A 21738-nucleotide genomic window follows, 5' to 3' on the forward strand; every position below is an offset into this window, starting at 1 on the left:
AAAACAGTATTGCAGAAAAGGGGGTAACCATAGATGTGGGAGCGGGCTTGCTCGCGAAGGCGGCCTGACAGGCGATAAAAAAATCTCCCGCAACCAACAATTGCGGGGGATTTTTTTATGCCCGAAAGATCTTAGCGCTGATGCACCAGACTCCCTGCCGCATACGTCTGCAAAACAGTCCGGTCATCCCCCAGCGTCATCAATACAAACAACGTCTCGGCAATGTTATTGGCCTGCTTCAGGCGATAGCTGAGCAGTGGCGTGGCGTTGTAGTCCAGCACCAGGAAGTCTGCGTCGCTGCCCGGTTGCAGGGTACCGATCTTGTCCTCCAGTCGTAGTGCGCGGGCACCGCCGAGGGTGGCCAGGTACAGCGACTTGAACGGGCTCAGCCGTGCGCCTTGCAGTTGCATGACTTTGTAGGCTTCGTTCAGGGTTTGCAGCAGCGAGAAACTGGTCCCGCCACCAACGTCCGTGCCCAGGCCGACATTCAGTTTGTGCTTCTCAGCCATCGGCAGATTGAACAGGCCGCTGCCGAGGAAGAAATTCGAGGTCGGGCAGAAGGCGATCGCCGAGCCGGTCTCGGCCAGTCGGGCACATTCGTCGTCGCACAGGTGCACGCCGTGGGCGAACACCGAGCGTTCACCGAGCAGTTGGTAGTGATCGTAGACATCCAGGTAGCCCTTGCGCTCCGGGAACAGCGCCTTGACCCATTCGACTTCCTTGAGGTTTTCGCTGATGTGGGTCTGCATGTACAAGTCGGGGTATTCGCTGAGCAACTGGCCGGCGAGGGTCAGTTGTTCCGGGGTGCTGGTCGGGGCGAAGCGCGGGGTGACCGCGTAGTGCAGGCGACCCTTGCCGTGCCAGCGCTCGATCAGCGCCTTGCTTTCGACGTAACTCGATTCGGCAGTGTCGGTCAGGTAGTCCGGCGCGTTGCGGTCCATCATTACCTTGCCGGCGATCATTCGCAGGTCCAGCTGTTCGGCAGCCTCGAAGAACGAGTTCACCGATTGCGGATGCACGCTGCCGAACACCAGCGCAGTGGTGGTGCCGTTGCGCAGCAGTTCCTTGATGAAAATATCCGCGACTTCATCTGCATGGGCCTTGTCGGCGAACTGGCTTTCGCACGGGAAGGTGTAGGTGTTCAGCCAGTCCAGCAGTTGCTCGCCGTAGGCGCCGACCATGCCGGTTTGCGGCAAATGGATGTGGGTGTCGATGAAGCCGGGGGTGATCAGTGCGTCCTGATAATGAGTGATCTCGATGTCGGCCGGCAGTTTCGGCAGCAATTCGCTGGCGTGGCCGATGGCGCTGATCTGGCCGTTATCGACCACCAGCAGGCCGTCTTCGAAATACTCGTACGAGGCTTCGATACCCACTTGGGCGGGGTCGGCGATGCTGTGCAGAATGGCGGCGCGGTAGGCTTTGCGAGTCTGGGGCATGGGGTTCTCAATTCGTGGCTTGGTTCGAAGCTTTTCAGTTCGAAACTTTTCAATTCGAAGCTTGGCTGCGGCGTGAAGCAGGCAGCAGTTTGGCGATCGATGATCCGGCGCTGGCGGTGTGCTGGCCGAAATTCGCGTTATAGGTGGCGATGATTTCGCCGGCGATGGAGATGGCGATTTCCACAGGCAACTTGCCTTTGACTTCGCCGATACCCATCGGGCAGCGCATGCGTTGCAGCACGCTGCTATCGAAACCGCGGTCACGCAGGCGATGTTCGAACTTCACCCGTTTGGTCTTCGAACCGATCAGGCCGAAGTAGGCGAAGTCGTTGCGCTTGAGGATCGCGGCGGTGAGTTCAAGGTCGAGTTGGTGGTTGTGGGTCATGACGATGCAGTAGCTGCCGGTGGGCAGATCATCCACTTCATCCAGCGGTTCTTCGGTGACGATCTTGCGCACGCCGTGGGGAATCTGTTCGGGGAATTCGGCTTCCCGTGAGTCGATCCAGCGCACCCGGCAGGGCAGGCTGGCGAGCAGCGGCACCAGCGCCCGACCGACGTGGCCGGCGCCGAACACGGCAATCTGCGCCTGGACCTGGCCCATCGGTTCGAACAGCAATACGGTCACGCCACCGCAGCACTGGCCCAGGCTGGCGCCGAGGCTGAAGCGCTCCAGATGGGTGTCCTGTCGGCCGCTGGCCAGCATCTCGCGGCCGATCTGCATGGCCTTGTATTCCAGATGCCCGCCACCGATGGTGTCGAATGTTTGCGTGGCGCTGATGACCATTTTCGAGCCAGCATTACGCGGCGTCGAGCCGAGCTCTTCGATGATGGTCACCAACACACAGGGTTCGCCCCGGGTTTGCAGGTCGGCGAGGGCGTCGATCCAGTTGTACATGTTTCACCTCAACATCTCTGTTGTCTGTTCGGGCCTCTTCGCGAGCAAGCCCGCTCCCACATTTGGAATGCATTTCAATGTGGGAGCGGGCTTGCTCGCGAAGGCCGCGCCTCGGTCTAGAGCGAAGCCACCTCGGTTTCAGCTTCCACGGCTTTCACCGCTTTCAACTGACGCATTTGCTCACAGCCCCAGAACACCCGCTCCGGGGTCGCCGGTGCGTCTATTTTCGGTTGATGCTGGTAGTCGCCCAAACTGGCCACGGCGTCCTTGATCGCGCACCACGCGGCGATGCCGAGCATGAACGGCGGCTCACCCACGGCCTTGGAATGGAACACGGTGTCTTCCGGGTTCTTGCGGTTTTCCACCAGCTTCACCCGCAGGTCCAACGGCATGTCCGCCACCGCCGGGATCTTGTAGCTGGCTGGGCCGTTGGTCATCAGTTTGCCTTTGTTGTTCCACACCAGTTCTTCCATGGTCAGCCAACCCATGCCCTGGATGAAACCACCTTCGACCTGACCGATGTCGATGGCGGGGTTCAGCGAGTCGCCGACATCGTGAAGGATGTCGGTGCGCAGCATCTTGTACTCGCCGGTCAGGGTATCGACGATCACCTCGGCGCAGGCCGCACCGAAGGCGTAGTAGTAGAACGGCCGCCCCCGCGCCTGACTGCGGTCGTAGTAGATTTTCGGGGTCTTGTAGAAACCGGTACTCGACAGCGAGACCTGGGCGAAATACGCCTGCTGGATCAGCGATTCGAAGGTGAGGATGTGATCGCGAACCCGCACGTGACCGTTGTGGAATTCCACGTCTTCTTCACTGACCTTGTATTGCCGCGCAGCGAATTCCACCAGGCGTTTCTTGATGATTTCAGCCGCGTTCTGCGCCGCTTTACCGTTCAAGTCGGCACCACTGGAAGCCGCGGTCGGCGAAGTGTTCGGGACCTTGTCGGTGTTGGTCGCGGTGATCTGGACGCGGTCCATTTCCACCTGGAACACTTCAGCCACGACTTGCGCAACCTTGGTGTTCAGACCCTGGCCCATTTCGGTGCCGCCGTGGTTCAGGTGGATGCTGCCGTCGGTATAAATGTGGATCAGTGCACCGGCCTGATTGAGGAAGCTGGCGGTGAAGGAGATACCGAATTTCACCGGGGTCAGCGCCAGGCCTTTTTTCAGGATCGGGCTGTGGGCGTTGTAACGACGAATCGCTTCGCGGCGCTCGGCGTACTGGCTGCTTTCTTCCAGTTCGGCGGTCATTTCCTCGAGCATGTTGTGCTCGACGGTCTGATAGTAATGGGTGACGTTGCGCTCGTTCTTGCCATAGTAGTTGGCCTTGCGCACCGCCAGTGGATCGAGGCCCAGATGGCGGGCGATGGCATCCATCACTTCTTCGATGGCGACCATGCCTTGCGGGCCGCCGAAACCACGGTAAGCGGTGTTCGATGCGGTGTTGGTCTTGCAGCGGTGGCCGTTGATGGTCGCGTCGCCCAGGTAGTACGAGTTGTCGGCATGGAACATCGCGCGGTCGACAATCGATGCCGACAAATCCGGTGAGCAACCGCAGTTGCCGGCCAGTTCCAGCGCAATGCCGTGCAGGCGGCCGGTGCTGTCGAAGCCCACGTCGTACTCGACGTAGAACGGGTGACGCTTGCCGGTCATCAGCATGTCTTCGACACGCGGCAGGCGCATTTTGGTCGGCTGACCGGTCAGGTGCGCAATCACCGCGCACAGGCATGCCGGGCTTGCCGCTTGCGTTTCCTTGCCGCCGAAACCACCGCCCATGCGGCGCATGTCGACGACGATTTTGTTCATCGACACATCCAGCACTTCCGCCACCAGTTTCTGCACTTCGGTGGGGTTCTGGGTCGAGCAGTAAACGATCATGCCGCCGTCTTCAGTCGGCATCACCGAAGAGATCTGGGTTTCCAGATAAAAGTGTTCCTGACCGCCGATGTGCAGCGTGCCTTGGATGCGATGCTCGGCAGTAGAAAGTGCGGTGGCCGAATCGCCGCGCTGATGCGTATGACTGTCGAGCACAAAGTGGCGTTTGCGCAGAGCTTCGACCACGTCCAATACAGGTTCGAGATCTTCGTATTCGATGATCGCGGCCATGGCCGCTTTGCGCGCAGTTTCCAGGTCTTTTGCCGCCACGGCCAGGACCGGTTGACCGACGAATTGCACGTCATCAATGGCCAGCAACGGGTCGCCCGGCAACAGTGGGCCAATGTCTTTCAGGCCTGGCACATCTTCATGGGTGATGGCGATGCGCACGCCTTCGAAGGCGTAGCAGGGCTTGGTGTCGATGCTGATGATTTTCGCGTGGGCGCGGTCTGACAGCCGTGCGTAAACGTGCAGCTGATTGGGGAATTCCAGCCGATCGTCGATGTACTGCGCTTCACCGGACACATGCTTGTCGGCGCTGTCGTGCTTGACGCTGCGGCCGACTCCGGTGGTCAGGTCCTTGGCGAACAGTTCAGCCAGTTCGGCTTGGGTCTTCTCTACGGCGTGATGATTAGACATAAGCGGTCACCCGAGTCTCGATGTGCGGTGTTTGCAGTTCGATGAAGTATTTACGCAGCAGGTTTTGCGCACTGAGCAGGCGGTATTCCTTGCTGGCGCGGAAGTCCGAGAGCGGCGTGAAGTCTTCGGCCAATGCAGCGCAGGCGCGTTCGATGGTGGCGTTGTTGAACGGCGCACCCAGCAGGGCGGCTTCGCAGTTCTTGGCGCGTTTTGGAATGGCCGCCATGCCGCCGAAAGCAACGCGGGCGTCGGCGATCACGCCGGTGTCGATGCGCAGGTTGAACGCCGCACAAACGGCGGAAATGTCATCGTCCAGACGCTTCGAAACCTTGTAGGCGCGGAACAGTTGTTCAACGCTGGCGCGCGGCACGATGATCTTTTCGATGAACTCGCTTTCCTGACGCGCAGTGACCCGGTAATCGATGAAGTAATCTTCCAGCGCCATGGTGCGACGAGTTTCACCCTTGCACAGGACGATCTGCGCACCGAGGGCGATCAGCAGCGGTGGCGAGTCACCAATCGGCGAGGCGTTACCGATGTTGCCGCCCAAAGTGCCCTGGTTGCGAATCTGCAAGGAGGCGAAGCGCTGCAGCAATTCGCCGAAGTCCGGGTATTCGGCTTTCAAGGCGTCGTAGCAGTCGGAAAGGGCGGTAGCAGCGCCGATTTCCAGACGATCGTCGAAGCGTTCGATGCGTTTCATTTCGGCGACGTTGCCGACGTAGATCATCACCGGCAAGGTGCGGTGGAACTGGGTGACTTCCAGCGCCAGATCGGTGCCGCCGGCCAACAAGCGGGCCTGTGGATAAGCGTCGTAGAGGTCGGCCAGATCGGCCACGGTCAGCGGCACCAGGCAGCGTTTGTCGCCACTGTTGAGTTCGCCGATGTCGGTGGGAGCGATGGCTTTCAGACGAGCGATGGTGTTCGCTTCTCGCGCATCGAACTGGTCGGGTTGTTTACCGCAGCAGGATTGCTCGGCGGCGGCCAGGATCGGCCGATAACCGGTGCAGCGGCAGAGGTTGCCGGCTAGCGCTTCGTGGGCTTTATGGGCGTCGGGCTCGTCGCTGTTCTTTTGCAGCGCGAACAGCGACATCACGAAGCCCGGCGTGCAGAAACCGCACTGCGAGCCGTGGCACTCGACCATGGCTTTTTGCACGCTGTGCAGTTCGCCTTGGTGCTTGAGGTCTTCGACGCTGATCAGTTGCTTGCCGTGCAAGGAGGAGACGAACGTCAGGCACGAGTTGAGGCTGCGATAGCGAATGTGTTCGCGGCCATCGTCGTCCGTCTGCAACTCGCCGACCACCACGGTGCAGGCGCCACAGTCGCCGCTGGCGCAGCCTTCTTTGGTGCCGGGTTTGCCCACATGTTCGCGCAGGTAATTGAGCACGGTCAGGTTCGGGTCCAGGGCGTGCTCGCTACGGAGTTCCTGGTTTAGTAAAAACTGGATCACGGAAGGCCTCGCAAACTCATTATTGTTGTTAACCGACATGAGCCGAATTTATCAGGTCTGACTTTTCGGTCAATGATTTTCTGACTTAAGGGTCAGGAAATAGCATTTTGTCGATCAACGACTCGTTCCTTCATTATTGACCCTCGCGGGATAGCTTGCCTTTTGCTTGAATCGTGCCAAAAACCGCTGGGTGGGCACTCCGCCATGACCCATCAATTGCGCTACACTGCGCCGCTTGTGCAGATCGAAGAGTTTGAAGGACAACCATGACGTTCAAGGCGCCGGACAGCCTCGCCGAGCAAATCGCTCACCACCTCGCCGAACGTATCATTCGCGGTGAAATGAAGCCGGGGGAGCGCATTCAGGAACAGAAGGTCACGCTGGCCCTCAATGTCAGCCGCGGTTCAGTCCGTGAGGCCTTGCTGATTCTCGAGCGCCGCCACTTGATCGCGATTTTGCCGCGACGTGGCGCCCACGTGACCGAACTCACGGCGCACAAGGTGCAGAGCCTGTGCACGTTGATGAGCGAGTTGTACATTCTGCTCGGCAACGCCGTGGCCAGCAGTTGGCAAGTCCAGGCCGACATAGCGCCGTTCGTGCAGATCCAGCAGCGCCTGACCGCCAGCTATGAGCGCCAGGACATCCGCACGTTCGTCGACGAAAGCTTCAGCGTGATGCGCGCCGCGTATCCGTTCGCCAACAACCCGTATTTGCAGGAAACCGTCGAGAATCTGCAGCCGGCCATGAGCCGTGCGTATTTCCTCGCCCTGGATCAGCGCAAGGCCTCGATGAGTGAGTTCCTCGAGCTGTTCGAACGCTTGCTCGCTGCCGTGCTGGCTCGTGACTTTCCTCAGATCCGCGTGGTGCTGACGGCGTATGCCCAGCGCAGCTGCGATCTGGTGGTTTCTGCCCTGACGGTCGCTTAAGCGTGCGGCTAAAGTGCATCAAACTGGCGGGGTTCAAATCCTTCGTCGACCCGACCACGGTGAACTTCCCCAGTAACATGGCTGCGGTGGTCGGGCCCAATGGTTGCGGCAAATCGAACATCATCGACGCCGTGCGTTGGGTGATGGGCGAGAGCTCGGCCAAGAACTTGCGCGGCGAGTCGATGACTGACGTCATCTTCAACGGCTCGACCAGCCGTAAACCGGTGAGCCAGGCGAGCATTGAGCTAGTGTTCGATAACTCCGACGGCACTCTGCTCGGCGAGTGGGCTGCCTATGCGGAAATTTCCATTCGCCGCAAAGTGACCCGCGACAGCCAGACCACCTACTACCTCAACGGCACCAAATGCCGGCGCCGCGATATCACCGACATCTTTCTGGGTACGGGCCTGGGCCCGCGCAGCTATTCGATTATCGAGCAGGGGATGATCTCCAAGCTGATCGAGTCCAAGCCCGAAGACCTGCGCAATTTCATCGAAGAAGCCGCCGGTATTTCCAAGTACAAGGAACGTCGGCGCGAGACTGAAAACCGTATCCGCCGCACCCACGAAAACCTTGCCCGCCTGACAGACCTGCGCGAAGAACTCGAGCGTCAGCTTGAACGCTTGCACCGCCAGGCCGAGGCCGCCAAGAAGTATCAGGAATACAAAGGCGAAGAGCGCCAGCTCAAGGCCCAGCTGTCGGCCCTGCGCTGGCAGGCGTTGAACGAACAGGTCGGCCAGCGCGAGTCGATCATCGGCACTCAGGAAATCACCTTCGAAGCCCTGGTGGCCGAGCAACGCAATGCCGACGCGGCCATCGAACGCCTGCGTGACGGTCATCACGATCTGTCCGAACGCTTCAATCTGGTGCAGGGGCGTTTTTATTCGGTCGGTGGTGACATCGCGCGGGTCGAGCAAAGCATCCAGCACGGTCAGCAGCGCTTGCGTCAGCTACAGGACGACCTGAAGGAAGCCGAGCGCGCGCGGCTGGAAACCGAGTCTCACTTGGGCCACGACCGCACCTTGCTGCTGACCTTGGGCGAAGAGCTGGACATGCTCACGCCGGAACAGGAAGTCACCAGCGCCGCCGCCGAAGAAGCCGCCGCGGCATTGGAAGAATCCGAAACCACCATGCACGGTTGGCAGGAGCAGTGGGACACCTTCAACCTCACCGCCGCCGAGCCCCGTCGTCAGGCGGAAGTCCAACAGTCGCGGATCCAGCAGCTGGAAACCAGCATGGAACGTTTGGCCGATCGCCAAAAGCGTCTTGGCGACGAGCGCGCGTTGCTGTCGGCGGACCCGGAAGACGCGGCGATCATGGAGCTCTGCGAGCAGTTGGCTGCGTCCGAGGCCACTCTGGAAGACTTGCAGGCCAGCGAAGAGGCTCAGGTCGAACGGCTTGAGCAACTGCGTCAGGAATTGCAATTAGCGCTGCAAAATCAGCAGCAAGCCCAAGGTGATTTACAGCGGCTCAACGGTCGACTGGCGTCGTTGGAAGCCTTGCAGCAAGCCGCGCTCGATCCCGGCACCGGCACTGCCGAATGGCTGCGCGAACAGCATCTGGCGGATCGTCCGCGTCTGGCCGAAGGCCTGAAGGTCGAGGCCGGTTGGGAACTGGCGGTGGAAACCGTACTCGGCGCCGACCTGCAAGCGGTGCTGGTGGATGACTTCGGTGATTTCGATCTGGCCGGGTTTGCCCAAGGCGATTTGCGCCTGCTCAGCCCGGCCAGCGATGGCGCGCGCATGCCTGGCAGTTTGCTCGACAAGGTCGAGGCGCAGATTGATTTGTCGCCATGGCTGGGGCAGGTCAAACCGGTCGACAGCCTTGAGCAGGCCTTGGCCTTGCGCGGGCAATTGGCCGCCGGGCAAAGCCTGATCAGCCGCGACGGTTACTGGGTCGGCCGACACTTTTTGCGTGTGCGCCGGGCCAGCGAAGCGGAAAGCGGCGTACTCGCCCGTGGCCAGGAAATCCAGCGGTTGGGCGTTGAGCGCGAAGAGCGCGAAGCCACGGTCGAAACCCTGGAAACCCAACTTCAAAATCTCAGGGCGCAACAGCGTCAGCAGGAAAACGGCCGCGAACATTTGCGCCGTCTGCTGCAAGACGAAGCCCGTCAGCAAGGCGAATTGAAAGCCCAGTTGTCCGCCGGTAAAGCCAAGGTCGAGCAGTTGACCCTGCGCCGCACCCGTCTCGATGAAGAACTCACCGAGCTGAGCGAGCAGCGCGCGCTGGAACACGAAAACATCGGCGAAGCACGCCTGCAATTGCAGGAAGCCCTCGACAGCATGGCGCTGGACACCGAGCAGCGTGAGTTGCTGCTGGCCCAGCGCGACAGCTTGCGCGAACGCCTCGACCGGGTGCGTCAAGAAGCCCGGCAGCACAAGGATCACGCGCATCAATTGGCGGTGCGCCTCGGTTCGCTGAAGGCGCAACACGATTCCACTCGTCAGGCCCTCGAACGGCTGGAAATGCAGTCCGAGCGTCTGACCGAGAAGCGCGAACAACTGAGCCTCAACCTGGAGGAGGGCGAGGCGCCGCTGGAAGAGCTGCGGCTGAAACTCGAAGAGCTGCTCGACAAACGCATGACCGTCGATGAAGAACTCAAGACCGCGCAAATCGCCCTGGAAGACGCCGACCGCGAACTGCGTGATGCTGAAAAGCGCCGCACTCAGGCCGAGCAGCAATCCCAGTTGATTCGCAGCCAGCTCGAGCAGCAGCGCATGGAATGGCAAGCGCTGACGGTGCGGCGCAAGGCCCTTGAAGATCAACTGCTGGAAGACGGTTATGACCTTCATGGCGTGCTCGCCACGCTGGTAGCCGAGGCTAACGAGAAGGACGCCGAAGAAGAACTCGAACGCATTGCCGCGCGGATTCAGCGCCTCGGCGCGATCAACCTCGCGGCCATCGACGAATACCAGCAACAATCCGAGCGTAAACGTTATCTGGATGCTCAGAACGACGATCTGGTGGAAGCGCTGGACACGCTCGAGAACGTGATTCGCAAGATCGACAAGGAAACCCGAAACCGCTTCAAAGATACCTTTGATCAGATCAATGGCGGTTTACAGGCCCTTTTCCCAAAAGTTTTCGGTGGAGGACGCGCGTATTTGGAACTGACGGGCGAAGATCTACTCGATACAGGGGTAACGATCATGGCGCAGCCGCCAGGAAAGAAGAACAGCACCATCCATTTGCTCTCCGGTGGCGAAAAAGCCCTGACCGCATTGGCCCTGGTATTTGCCATCTTCAAGTTGAACCCGGCGCCGTTCTGCATGCTCGATGAGGTTGACGCGCCATTGGATGACGCTAACGTTGGACGCTACGCACGGCTGGTCAAAGAGATGTCGCAGACGGTGCAGTTCATCTACATCACCCACAACAAGATCGCCATGGAAATGGCCGATCAATTGATGGGGGTGACGATGCACGAACCGGGTTGTTCGCGTCTGGTGGCGGTGGATGTGGAGGAGGCGATGGCCATGGTGGACGCTTGAGTCATTGCTTGTAGGGCAAGTATTTTTGAGCTGTAGGGCTTTTTACCTGCCTTGACTTGCTGGCCAATCGACATATTCGCGCAAGCCATTGTGACAGACGGTGTAAAGTTGCCTTTGGTCGTGCTAGTTTAATGTCAATTTTTCGTATACGTGGGCAAAACGCCTGTCAGAACATAGAGTTGGCGCCACGTTTTAAAGCGGTTTACACAATGTAAACCCCTTATTTTTCAGCATTTTTCATAGAGGCACGGGATTAAATGGAAATCGGTCTGCGCGAGTGGCTGATCGTCATCGGCATTATTGTCATTGCCGGTATTCTTTTCGATGGCTGGCGTCGCATGCGCGGCGGCAAGGGAAAACTGAAATTCCGTCTTGACCGAAGTTTGTCCAATCTGCCGGACGAGGACACCAGCGCCGAGCTGTTGGGCCCGCCCCGCGTGCTGGATAACCATAAAGAGCCGCAACTGGACGAGCATGATCTGCCGTCGGTGAGCATGCCTGCCCGTGAACCTCGCGAGTCGGGTTCCAAGCGTGGCAAGCGTGGCCATGGCGAGCCATCGCAAGGCGACTTGAACCTCAACCTGGACCTGGACGGCGGCCCGAGCTTCAACAGCCGTGACGACGATTTCCCGGATGACACCAAGCCCGCCAGCTCGGCCGATAAAGATCAGCCGCAAGCCGAAGAAGTGCTGGTGATCAGCGTGATCTGCCGCGACCCGGCCGGCTTCAAGGGCCCGGCACTGTTGCAGAACATTCTGGAAAGCGGTCTGCGTTTCGGCGAGATGGACATTTTTCACCGTCACGAAAGCATGGCCGGTAACGGCGAAGTCCTGTTCTCCATGGCCAATGCGGTCAAGCCAGGTGTCTTCGATCTGGATGACATCGATCATTTCAGCACCCCGGCAGTGAGCTTCTTCCTCGGTCTGCCAGGCCCGCGTCATCCCAAGCAAGCCTTCGACGTGATGGTGGCTGCGGCACGCAAACTGTCCCAGGAGCTGAACGGCGAACTGAAAGACGACCAGCGCAGCGTGCTGACCGCCCAGACTATCGAGCACTACCGTCAGCGCATCGTCGAGTTCGAACGCCGCGCCCTGACCCAGAAGCGCTGATATTGCATGACCGGGGCGGGCTTCTGTGGTGAGTGGGGGCTTGTTGTGGCGAGGGAGCTTGCTCCCGCTGGGTCGCGAAGCGGCCCCATTCATTTCGGCAACTCCGCTTATTCAAGTGCACCGCATTAGCTGATTTTTGCGACGGCTTCGCCGCCGAGCGGGAGCAAGCTCCCTCGCCACAGTGTCCAAGGCTTTGCGCTACTGTATTTAAAAAATTGAGCAGCCTCGGCTGCTCTTTTGCTTTATGAGAGAACACCCATGACCGCCGCCAAAACCCGCATTCTAGAGCTACGCGCCGAGCTCGATCAGCACAACTATCGTTACCACGTGCTGGACGAACCCAGTATTCCGGACGCCGAATACGATCGCTTGTTCCACGAGCTCAAGGCCCTCGAAGCGGCCCATCCCGAGCTGATCACCAGCGATTCGCCGACCCAGCGTGTCGGCAGCGCGGCATTGTCGGCGTTCACTCAGGTGCGTCACGAAGTGCCAATGCTCAGCCTGGGCAACGCCTTCGAAGAAACCGATATGCGTGAGTTCGATCGCCGGGTAACGGAAGGGCTGGACCTGCCGGTCGGCGACCTGTTCGGCAGTGGCGCGTCGGTGGAGTACAGCTGCGAACCCAAGCTCGATGGCCTGGCGGTCAGTCTGCTCTATCAGGACGGTGTGCTGGTGCGCGGCGCCACCCGCGGCGATGGCACCACCGGCGAAGACATCAGCGTCAACGTGCGCACCGTGCGCAATATCCCGCTCAAGCTGCATGGCACCGGCTGGCCGGCGACCCTGGAAGTGCGTGGCGAAGTGTTCATGTCCAAGGCCGGTTTCGAGCGGCTCAACGCCACGCAACTGGAAGCGGGTGGCAAGACCTTCGCCAACCCGCGTAACGCAGCGGCAGGCAGTTTGCGGCAGCTGGATTCGAAGATCACCGCCAACCGTCCGCTGGAATTCTGCTGCTACGGTATCGGTCAGATTTCTGCGGATATCGCCGACACGCACATTGGCAATCTGCAGCAACTCAAAGCCTGGGGTCTGCCGGTCAGTCATGAGCTGAAGCTGGCGCATGGCGTCGAAGAATGCCTGGATTACTACCGCGACATCGGTGAGCGTCGCAATGCGCTCCAGTATGAAATCGACGGCGTGGTGTTCAAGGTCAACAGCATCGCGTCCCAGCGCGAACTGGGTTTTCGCGCTCGCGAGCCGCGTTGGGCGATTGCCCACAAATTCCCGGCCATGGAAGAACTCACCGAATTGCTCGACGTGGAATTCCAGGTTGGTCGCACCGGTGCCGTGACGCCAGTGGCGCGCTTGAAACCGGTCAGGGTCGCGGGTGTCACCGTGGCCAATGCGACCTTGCACAACATGGATGAAGTTGCGCGGCTGGGCCTGATGATTGGCGATACGGTGATCATCCGCCGCGCCGGTGACGTGATTCCGCAAGTGGTGCAAGTGGTCACCGAGCGCCGTCCGGAGGATGCCCGGCCAGTACAGATTCCCGAGCAGTGCCCGGTTTGCGGCTCTCATGTCGAGCGCACGCAACTGGTCAAGCGCAGCAAGGGCCGCGAGACCATCAGCGAAGGCGCGGTGTATCGCTGCGTCGGCCGTCTGGCCTGCGGTGCGCAACTCAAGCAAGCGATCATTCACTTCGTTTCGCGCCGCGCCATGGACATCGAAGGCCTGGGCGAGAAGAGCGTCGAGCAATTGGTCGACGAAGGCCTGGTGAGTTCGCCGGCCGATCTCTATGCCCTGACGTTCGAGCAGATCGTCGACCTGGAAGGCTTTGCCGAGCTGTCGAGCAAGAACCTGCTCGGCGCTATCGAAGACAGCAAGCAGCCGAGTCTGGCGCGGTTCATCTACGCCTTGGGCATTCCTGATGTCGGCGAAGAGACGGCCAAGGTCCTTGCGCGCTCTCTCGGCTCGGTGGAGCGGGTTCAGCAGGCGTTGCCGCACGTGCTCACGTACTTGCCGGATGTCGGGCTGGAAGTGGCTCACGAGATTCACAGCTTCTTCGAAGATGCGCACAACCAGCAGGTGATCAAGGATCTGCTCAAGCATGGCCTGCAGATTCAGGATCAGGGCGAGCTGGGTGCCGAATTTTCCGCCAGTACCACACTGGGCGGCTTTCTCGACAAGTTGCACATTCCGTCGGTCGGGCCGGGCGGGGCGCAGAAGCTTGCGGATAAGTTCGGTTCGCTCGAAGCGGTGATGAGTGCTGATTGGCTGGACATGCGTCAGGCACTGCCGGAGAAACAGGCAACCTCGGTTCGGGAGTTCTTTGCGGGGGCGGAAAATCGTCAGCTCGCCGAGGCCGCCGAAAAGCAGCTGCGTGATTTCGGCATGCATTGGCAGAGCGAAAAGAAAGTCGTCGAAGGGTTGCCGCTGGCCGGGCAGACCTGGGTGCTGACCGGTTCGCTGGAGCTGATGAGTCGCGATGTCGCCAAGGACAAACTGGAAAGCCTCGGCGCCAAGGTGGCCGGTTCCGTGTCGGCCAAGACCCATTGTGTGGTCGCTGGTCCAGGCGCGGGTTCGAAGCTGGCCAAGGCCAATGAGTTGGGGTTGAAGGTGCTGGATGAAGAGGCGTTTGTCGGGTTTCTGAAGAAACACGGTATCGGCGTTTAACTGATCGTTCCCACGCTCTGCGTGGTAACGCATCCCGTGACGCTCTGCGTCACAGCGGACGCGGAGCGTCCGGGGCGGCATTCCCACGCAGAGCGTGGGAACGATCATGCCTGAGGAATGATCTAGTCTTCGCAGGCCCCAGGGAGAGATCGCCATGTACCGCTTCTTCGAACAGCTCAGTTCACGCATCGCCGCGCCTTTCGTGGGTGAGCGTTCGCGCAACAGCAAGGTCTGGCATTGCCGCTGCGGGCAGTCGCTGTTCTTTCGCAACAGCCAGTGCCTGGCCTGTTCGGCGGCGCTGGGTTATCAGCCGCAGCAGAGTCGCTTGGCGTCGTTGCAGCCCGGCCCGCAAGCGGATACCTGGTTGCTCGACGCCGATCCCGACGCCGGTGTATTTCGCCGCTGCGCCAATCTCGATTCTCCGGCCGCGTGCAACTGGCTACTGCAGGCCAATGATCACGATACGTTGTGCATCGCCTGTAGCCTGAATCGCACCATTCCCGACCTGTCGATCCCCGAGAATCACGAGCACTGGCGCAAAGTGGAAATCGCCAAGCGTCGTCTGGTGGCGCAGCTGATCAATCTGGGCTTGCAGGTCATTGCGAAATCCATGGACGAAGACGTCGGTCTGGCCTTCGACTTCATGGGTATCGACCTTGAAGGCAAGCCACCGACCACCGGGCACGCCAACGGTCTGATCACCCTCGATATCAAAGAAGCCGATGACGCCCACCGCGAACAGGTTCGCGTACAGATGCACGAACCTTATCGCACGCTGCTCGGTCACTTTCGTCATGAGGTAGGGCATTACTACTGGGACCGCTTGGTCGCCAACAGTCATTGGCTGGAGCCGTTCCGCGGCCTGTTCGGCGATGAGCGTGAAAGTTATGCCGAGGCCCTTGAGCGACATTATCAGCAAGGCGCGCCGCTTGACTGGCAGCAACATTACGTCAGCGCCTACGCCACCATGCACCCTTGGGAAGACTGGGCGGAAACCTGGGCTCACTACCTGCACATGATGGATGCGGTGGACACCGCCCTGAGTTTTGGCATGAGTGCGCAGGAAATGGATTTCGATTACCAGCCGTTTCCGCCCAGTACGCTATTCGATCCGCAGCACCCCGGCGGCCCGGCGTTCCTGTCGTTCGTCAATGCATGGATCGAACTGGCCGGCATGCTCAATGAATTGTCACGCAGCATGGGTCAGCCGGATTTCTATCCGTTCGTCCTGCCGTCGGCGGTGATTACCAAACTGCACTTCATTCACCTGGTGATTCAGCAGGAGGGCGGCAGGGCGGATGAGGTGTTGGCGCAATAGGATCAAAAGATCGCAGCCTGCGGCAGCTCCTACGCGCCTGTGGGCGCCGCCGCAGGCTGCGATCTTTTAAAGGCCGGCGCATGTCCTTGAAGCAGCTCATATTTTTTAATATCCCCGAACGGTTGTAACTTCGTCTCAGATAGGTACAATGGCGCGGCTCGCCGTCAGGTGAGCGTCGTTATGGTGACCCCATCGGTCCCCCCGCAACGATCAACCGTGAACCCGGTCAGGCCTGGAAGGGAGCAGCCGCAGCGGTGACATTGTGTGCCGGGGTGTGGCTGGTGGGGTCGCCACCATAACGCAGCACGAATCCTCTTTCGTGTTTTCTATCTAAAAATACTGTTTTGTTTTTGCTGCCATGGAGCTCATCCAGGGCGGTTTTTCGTCGTTTCCGAATTAAAGAGCGGGATACAAAAAAAGGAGGCCGATCTGTCTTGTTCGACAGGTCGGCCTCCTTTTTTCATTACTGGCACTAAGGCTTGGACAAGGCCTGGTCAACCGCTGCGATCAGCTTTCCCAGATCCTTCGGGGTGGCTTTGTGTATGACGTTGAACAGGTACGCCCGCTGTTCATCTTCGTCGCCCATATCTGCGAAAAAGGCTTTCAGCTTTACGCCCAGCACGTCGGCTAGCAAAAACAATGCTTCCACGCTGGGGGTATAGGTGCCCGTTTCGAAGCGGCTGATGGTTTTGGGGTCAAAACCGGTTTTTTCGCCGAGTTCAGCCTGAGTAAGCCCTGCGACCTTGCGGTAGCGTCGGATGGCTGGACCCAAACTTGAAATTTGCATCGCTCAATTCCCATTTAGAATCAAGAACTTAACGATAGATTTTTGCATTAGACAACTGCATGATCCATCACCTTGCTTTGCAAAATGTGATGCATTTCGTAGAATCGCCGCTTCGGAAAGGTTTTTAGTGGTCTGCCTTCTGAAGTTTAGGCGATATGAAAAAGCCAGCATTGTCTTCTCTTGCCCGGTGTGCGGAGAAGCCCTTGGCGGTCTGAAACCCCTCGCAAAATGTTACCGGGGTCGGTGTTGCTACCTTGCCCAAGGCCTTTGAGCCTGGTTGTTCTGCAGCGATCCGGAGGCCATCAAATGTTGTTCATGGAGTGATAACGTGTCTCTGCGCCGTACTTCTCAAAATATCTCTTCCGGGCATTCTGCGCTGGTCGAGCGGTACCTCCGCTAGCGACAGTGAGCCTCACTCATGGATGAGAAATACCGCAGGGCCGTGGATGCCGCCGCTATTTTTTCCGAGACCGATCTGAATGGCCGGATTACCTATGTCAACGACCAATTCTGCGCTGTATCCGGCTATAGCCGTGAGGAGCTGCTGGGGCAGAACCATCGTCTGCTGAACTCCGGCTTGCATTGCGCCGATTTCTTCGCCGCCATGTGGCGCACCATCGCCCTGGGTAATATCTGGAAGGGCGAGATCTGTAATCGCGCCAAGGATGGCAGCCTGTATTGGGTCGATAGCACCATGGTGCCGGTGTTCGATGAAGCCAAAGGGCGCATTGATCGATACCTGTCGATTCGTTTCGATATCAGCGAAAAACGTCAATTGCTGCAATCTTTGCAATGGCGGGTCGGGCATGACGTGCTGACCGGGCTGCCCAATCGCGCGTTTCTGTCGGATCTGCTGGATCAGGCGCTGGAATTCTCCCTGCATGAAAATATTCCGCTGGCGGTGTGCATGCTTGACCTCGACGGGTTCAAAGCAGTCAACGACGGCTACGGGCACGCCAGTGGCGATATGTTGCTGGTGGAAGTGGCCAAGCGTTTGCGCGACATTGTGCGCGGCGAAGACGTGGTGGCGCGACTGGCCGGTGACGAGTTCGTGCTGGTGTTGCGATATGTGCGTGATCTGCCGGAATTGCACGCAGCACTGAATCGCGTGTTGAGGGCGATTTCCGCGCCGTACGCGCTGTATGGCAAGGACATCAATGTGTTTGCCAGTATCGGCGTCACCCTGTTTCCCCATGACCATGAAGATGCCGAAACCCTGCTGCGTCACGCCGATCAGGCGATGTATGTGGCCAAGCAAAGCGGGCGAAACCGCTTTCATCTGTTCGATGTGTCCCGTGATCAGGAGGTCAAGGCCACTCACCAGACCGTCGAACGGGTGCGTCAGGCGCTGGTCGCCGGTGAATTACGCCTGCATTTTCAGCCCAAGGTGAACATGCGCCATGGCGTGGTCGTCGGTTTCGAGGCGTTGTTGCGTTGGGAGCACCCGCAAAACGGCTTGGTGTCACCTCGGGAGTTTTTGCCGCTGGTGGAGGATACTGACCTGATCATCGATATCGGTGAATGGGTGATGGATCAGGTTCTGTCGCAATTGCACCGTTGGCAGCAGGCCGGGCAGGACTGGCCGGTGAGTATCAATATCGCGGCGCGACATTTTCAGCGCGCCGATTTCGTCGACCGACTCAAGCACGTACTCGCTCGACATGCTCAGGTCGCCCCGCAGATGCTCGATCTGGAAATCGTCGAGTCGGTGGCGATCGAGAATATCCAGCATGTCAGCGCCTGTTTGCAGGCCTGTCAGGCGTTGGGGGTGCAGTTTTCCCTGGGTGACTTTGGCACGGGTTATTCGTCCCTGAGCCACCTCAAGCGATTACGCACCCAAACCATCAAGATCGATAAGTCATTCGTGCGTGACATTCTGATCGATCGTGATGATCTGGCTCTGACCACGGCGGTGATTGGCCTGGCCCGGGCCTTCGGCCGGCAAGTGATAGCCGAGGGGCTGGAAAGCGTTGAGCACGGTGAATTGCTGTTGCGGCTGGGATGCGAAGTCGCTCAAGGTTATTTCATCGCCCGCCCGATGCCGCCCGGTGAGGTGCCGGACTGGGTGGCGGGGTTTGTCGCTCCGTCGCAATGGCAAGCGCTCGACCAGACAGCCTGAGCCATCATGCGCTACAGGCTGGCATCAGGGTGGCCGGTATAGAGCCGGATGATGTCATCGATCTCCCCGGAGGTTTTCATGTGCTGCAACGTACGCAGAATGCGTTGCACAGGCAGCTTGGGGTCGTTGCGCACGTAGCAACCGACACTTTGTTCGTGCACCAGCGCTACGCTTTGCAGTTGCTGGTCGGGCGCCTCGGCGGCCGCGACGCTCAGGCTGATCAACAGCAATGCCCCCAAGGCAAAACGCATAAACGCTCCGGTTACGGCTCAAACCTGAGCCAATAAAAGTCCCTTAAAGTGCAGCTCAGCCAGATTAGACGAGCGCACCGGATGCAATTTTGGCCTTGCTCCGCTAGCATTAGCCGCTTGTGTTCCTTCGTTGCGACGGTTTTCGATGAGTTATCAGGTTCTTGCACGTAAATGGCGTCCGCGCTCGTTCGGCGAAATGGTCGGCCAGACCCATGTGCTCAAGGCTCTGATCAATGCCTTGGACAGCCAGCGGCTGCACCACGCCTACCTGTTTACCGGTACCCGGGGTGTTGGCAAGACCACCATCGCGCGGATCATCGCCAAATGCCTGAACTGTGAAACGGGTATCACGTCGACCCCTTGTGGCGAGTGCTCGGTGTGCCGAGAAATCGATGAGGGCCGCTTCGTCGACCTGATCGAGATCGACGCCGCGAGCCGGACCAAAGTCGAAGACACCCGCGAGCTGCTCGACAACGTGCAATACGCGCCGAGCCGCGGGCGCTTCAAGGTCTACCTGATCGACGAAGTGCACATGCTCTCCAGCCATTCCTTTAATGCGCTGTTGAAAACCCTCGAAGAGCCGCCACCCTACGTCAAGTTCATCCTGGCCACGACCGATCCGCAGAAACTTCCGGCAACGATTCTTTCGCGTTGCCTGCAGTTCTCCCTGAAGAACATGACCCCGGAGCGGGTGGTCGAGCATCTGACTCACGTGCTCAGCGTCGAGAACGTGCCGTTCGAAGACGATGCGCTGTGGCTGCTGGGCCGAGCCGCCGACGGTTCGATGCGCGACGCCATGAGCCTGACCGACCAGGCCATCGCCTTCGGTGAAGGCAAGGTCATGGCCGCCGACGTGCGGGCGATGCTCGGCACCCTCGATCACGGCCAGGTCTACGACGTCCTGCATGCGCTGATCGAAGGCGACGCCAAGGCGTTGCTCGAAGCGGTGCGCCATCTGGCCGAACAAGGTCCGGACTGGAACGGCGTGCTCTCGGAAATTCTCAATGTGCTGCACCGTGTCGCTATCGCACAGGCCCTGCCTGAAGGCGTCGACAACGGCCATGGCGATCGTGACCGCGTATTGGCTCTGGCCCAGGCATTGCCGGCTGAAGACGTGCAGTTCTATTACCAGATGGGCCTGATCGGTCGCCGGGACTTGCCGCTGGCGCCGGACCCGCGCGGCGGCTTCGAAATGGTCCTGCTGCGAATGCTTGCGTTCCGGCCGGCAGACACTGCAGATGCACCGAGGCAACCGCTAAAGCCAGTGGGGATCAGCCAGGCCACAGTTGATTCCGCAAACTCAGTGGCTGCCGCGCCGGTTGTAGCGCCGGTAGTCGCTGCGGCCGTTGTCCCGGCTCCGGTTGCGCCCGTGGTGGCACTGGCCCCTGTCCCGGTAGCTGCGCCTGAGCCGGTCGCGCCCGTGCCGTTGCCCGTGGTCGCGCCTGAGCCCGAGCCTGTTGTCGTGCCCGTAGCGGTCGAAGAAGTCGTCGATCTGCCCTGGAACGACCCGATAGCGCCCGAAGTTGTCCAGCAGCCCGCCATTGAGCCAGTTCTGGAAATGGCCGGCGAACAACCCGAATTGCCACCGATGCCCATGCCGACGCCGGACAGCGTGGTGCCGGATGCGCCGCAATGGGCTGCTGCGCCGATCCCGGAACCGTCCATGGCCGAAGTCGATGCCGCTACGCCAGGCATGGATCTGGACGACGAACCGCCGCTGGACGAGGACTACATCGAGCCGGACATGGATTCGGCTTATAGCTATCTCGATGAACTGGCCAGTGAGCACACCGCCGAACCTGCGCCGGAACCCGAACCTGAACCGGCCGCGATGCCGGCCACCGGTCTGGCCCTGCAATGGCTGGAATTGTTCCCGAAACTGCCGGTGTCCGGCATGACCGCCAGCATCGCCGCCAACTGCACGCTGATCGCCGTCGATGGCGACAATTGGCTGTTGCACCTGGACCCGGCCCACAGCGCCTTGTTCAACGCGACGCAACAACGTCGCCTCAACGATGCGCTGAATCAGTTTCACGGGCGTACGCTGACCCTGAGCATGGAGCTGATCAAGCCCGAGCAGGAAACCCCGGCCCAGGCCGCATCCCGCCGCCGTGTCAACCGTCAGCGCGAGGCCGAGGAGTCGATCCACGGCGATCCGTTCATCCAGCAAATGATGCAGCAGTTCGGGGCGGTGGTCCGTCACGATACTATTGAACCTGTCGAGGCCCTGGTCAGTCAGGACTAATAACTGAAGGCGCTTGGCCGCATTCGCCGGGCGCTGTTTTTATCCAAGTACTTTTGAGGTGATTCCCATGATGAAAGGTGGCATGGCCGGCCTGATGAAGCAGGCGCAGCAGATGCAGGAAAAAATGGCCAAGATGCAGGAAGAACTGGCCAACGCCGAAGTCACCGGTAAAGCCGGCGGCGACATGGTCACCGTGGTGATGACCGGTCGTCACGACGTCAAGCGCGTGACCATCGATCCAAGCCTGGTCGAAGGCCTGAGCGAAGACGACAAGGAAATGCTGGAGGCGGTATTCGCCGCAGCCGTCAATGATGCTGTGCGCAAGATTGAAGCCAACAGCCAGGACAAAATGTCTGGCGTGACCGCTGGCATGCAATTGCCACCGGGTATGAAACTGCCATTCTGATTCGCCAACGCGCGTCGGATGGGTTACAAAAAAATGCCAGGCATCGCGCCTGGCATTTTTGTTTCTGTTTGTTGGAAGTGTGCTGCCTGTGAGGCAGCCTTCGCGGACAAGCCCGCTCCCACAGGGATCACCTGAATCTTGTGGGAGCGTGGCTTGCCCGCGATGAAGTCACCTCG

Annotated in this window: 13 protein-coding genes, 1 other RNA gene and 1 pseudogene; 9 read left to right on the forward strand and 6 right to left on the reverse strand. The window is 59.7% G+C overall.

The window, feature by feature from the left end:
- Positions 1-131: 131 nt before the first annotated feature.
- The 4 genes from guaD to xdhA all read right to left on the reverse strand — a co-directional run bounded on the left by guaD (position 132) and on the right by xdhA (position 6294).
- Entirely contained in the window at positions 132-1436 is a 1305-nt protein-coding gene (gene guaD, locus IC37_RS13440) for a guanine deaminase (RefSeq protein ID WP_030128478.1), read from the reverse strand.
- Positions 1437-1485: 49 nt separating this feature from the next.
- Entirely contained in the window at positions 1486-2331 is an 846-nt protein-coding gene (xdhC, locus tag IC37_RS13445; protein WP_030128477.1) for a xanthine dehydrogenase accessory protein XdhC, read from the reverse strand.
- Positions 2332-2447: 116 nt separating this feature from the next.
- Positions 2448-4847 carry a xanthine dehydrogenase molybdopterin binding subunit gene (xdhB, locus tag IC37_RS13450; protein WP_030128476.1) on the reverse strand — a complete coding sequence of 800 codons (2400 nt, stop codon included), beginning with the start codon at positions 4845-4847 and terminating at the stop codon, positions 2448-2450.
- Positions 4840-6294: a xanthine dehydrogenase small subunit gene (xdhA, locus tag IC37_RS13455; protein WP_030128475.1), complete on the reverse strand. Its 1455-nt coding sequence runs from the start codon at positions 6292-6294 to the stop codon at positions 4840-4842. The genes xdhB and xdhA overlap by 8 nt, the downstream gene beginning before the upstream one ends.
- A 266-nt stretch (positions 6295-6560) precedes the next feature.
- Between xdhA and IC37_RS13460 the strand changes: the two genes are divergently transcribed.
- The 6 genes from IC37_RS13460 to ffs all read left to right on the forward strand — a co-directional run bounded on the left by IC37_RS13460 (position 6561) and on the right by ffs (position 16041).
- Positions 6561-7220, forward strand: a complete 660-nt coding sequence (locus IC37_RS13460; RefSeq protein WP_030128474.1) for a GntR family transcriptional regulator — start codon at positions 6561-6563, stop codon at positions 7218-7220.
- Positions 7221-7222: 2 nt separating this feature from the next.
- On the forward strand, positions 7223-10711 hold the full coding sequence (gene smc, locus IC37_RS13465) for a chromosome segregation protein SMC (protein WP_030128473.1): 3489 nt from the start codon (positions 7223-7225) through the stop codon (positions 10709-10711).
- A 257-nt stretch (positions 10712-10968) separates the two neighbouring features.
- A complete protein-coding gene (gene zipA, locus IC37_RS13470) occupies positions 10969-11820 on the forward strand; it encodes a cell division protein ZipA (RefSeq protein WP_030128472.1) in 852 nt (283 codons plus the stop codon).
- 258 nt (positions 11821-12078) lie between these two features.
- Positions 12079-14436 carry an NAD-dependent DNA ligase LigA gene (gene ligA, locus IC37_RS13475; protein ID WP_030128471.1) on the forward strand — a complete coding sequence of 786 codons (2358 nt, stop codon included), beginning with the start codon at positions 12079-12081 and terminating at the stop codon, positions 14434-14436.
- Positions 14437-14590: 154 nt separating this feature from the next.
- Entirely contained in the window at positions 14591-15754 is a 1164-nt protein-coding gene (locus IC37_RS13480; protein WP_030128470.1) for a putative zinc-binding metallopeptidase, read from the forward strand.
- A 190-nt stretch (positions 15755-15944) separates the two neighbouring features.
- An RNA gene (gene ffs / locus IC37_RS13485) (signal recognition particle sRNA small type) lies at positions 15945-16041 on the forward strand.
- Between the two features lie 185 nt (positions 16042-16226).
- On the opposite strand, the gene IC37_RS13490 is transcribed toward ffs, so the two are convergent.
- Entirely contained in the window at positions 16227-16541 is a 315-nt protein-coding gene (locus IC37_RS13490; RefSeq protein ID WP_030128469.1) for a helix-turn-helix domain-containing protein, read from the reverse strand.
- A gap of 418 nt (positions 16542-16959) precedes the next feature.
- Here IC37_RS13490 and IC37_RS13495 point away from each other — a divergent pair, with 418 nt between their 5' ends.
- Positions 16960-18660 carry a bifunctional diguanylate cyclase/phosphodiesterase gene (locus IC37_RS13495; RefSeq protein ID WP_030128468.1) on the forward strand — a complete coding sequence of 567 codons (1701 nt, stop codon included), beginning with the start codon at positions 16960-16962 and terminating at the stop codon, positions 18658-18660.
- Between the two features lie 11 nt (positions 18661-18671).
- Here IC37_RS13495 and IC37_RS13500 read toward each other — a convergent pair.
- Positions 18672-18851 (reverse strand): annotated as a pseudogene (locus IC37_RS13500) (amino acid ABC transporter substrate-binding protein); the annotation flags it as partial.
- A 205-nt stretch (positions 18852-19056) separates the two neighbouring features.
- Between IC37_RS13500 and dnaX the strand changes: the two are divergent.
- Positions 19057-21156, forward strand: coding sequence for a DNA polymerase III subunit gamma/tau (gene dnaX / locus IC37_RS13505; RefSeq protein WP_030128466.1), 2100 nt, complete (start codon positions 19057-19059; stop codon positions 21154-21156).
- A 67-nt stretch (positions 21157-21223) separates the two neighbouring features.
- Positions 21224-21562 (forward strand): YbaB/EbfC family nucleoid-associated protein, encoded by a 339-nt coding sequence (locus tag IC37_RS13510; protein ID WP_007905413.1) that lies wholly within the window; start codon positions 21224-21226, stop codon positions 21560-21562.
- Positions 21563-21738 lie beyond the last annotated feature (176 nt).

Source organism: Pseudomonas sp. QTF5 (assembly GCF_000512695.2).
Taxonomy (GTDB): domain Bacteria; phylum Pseudomonadota; class Gammaproteobacteria; order Pseudomonadales; family Pseudomonadaceae; genus Aquipseudomonas.

What these genes read in the sequence shown, in the direction of transcription:
- IC37_RS13460 (WP_030128474.1), top strand. Translation starts at nt 6,561, where the DNA reads ATGACGTTCAAGGCGCCGGACAGCCTCGCCGAGCAAATCGCTCACCAC.
- guaD (WP_030128478.1), bottom strand. Translation starts at nt 1,436, where the DNA reads ATGCCCCAGACTCGCAAAGCCTACCGCGCCGCCATTCTGCACAGCATC.
- IC37_RS13480 (WP_030128470.1), top strand. Translation starts at nt 14,591, where the DNA reads ATGTACCGCTTCTTCGAACAGCTCAGTTCACGCATCGCCGCGCCTTTC.
- xdhC (WP_030128477.1), bottom strand. Translation starts at nt 2,331, where the DNA reads ATGTACAACTGGATCGACGCCCTCGCCGACCTGCAAACCCGGGGCGAA.
- zipA (WP_030128472.1), top strand. Translation starts at nt 10,969, where the DNA reads ATGGAAATCGGTCTGCGCGAGTGGCTGATCGTCATCGGCATTATTGTC.
- IC37_RS13490 (WP_030128469.1), bottom strand. Translation starts at nt 16,541, where the DNA reads ATGCAAATTTCAAGTTTGGGTCCAGCCATCCGACGCTACCGCAAGGTC.
- IC37_RS13510 (WP_007905413.1), top strand. Translation starts at nt 21,224, where the DNA reads ATGATGAAAGGTGGCATGGCCGGCCTGATGAAGCAGGCGCAGCAGATG.
- ligA (WP_030128471.1), top strand. Translation starts at nt 12,079, where the DNA reads ATGACCGCCGCCAAAACCCGCATTCTAGAGCTACGCGCCGAGCTCGAT.
- xdhB (WP_030128476.1), bottom strand. Translation starts at nt 4,847, where the DNA reads ATGTCTAATCATCACGCCGTAGAGAAGACCCAAGCCGAACTGGCTGAA.
- dnaX (WP_030128466.1), top strand. Translation starts at nt 19,057, where the DNA reads ATGAGTTATCAGGTTCTTGCACGTAAATGGCGTCCGCGCTCGTTCGGC.
- IC37_RS13495 (WP_030128468.1), top strand. Translation starts at nt 16,960, where the DNA reads ATGGATGAGAAATACCGCAGGGCCGTGGATGCCGCCGCTATTTTTTCC.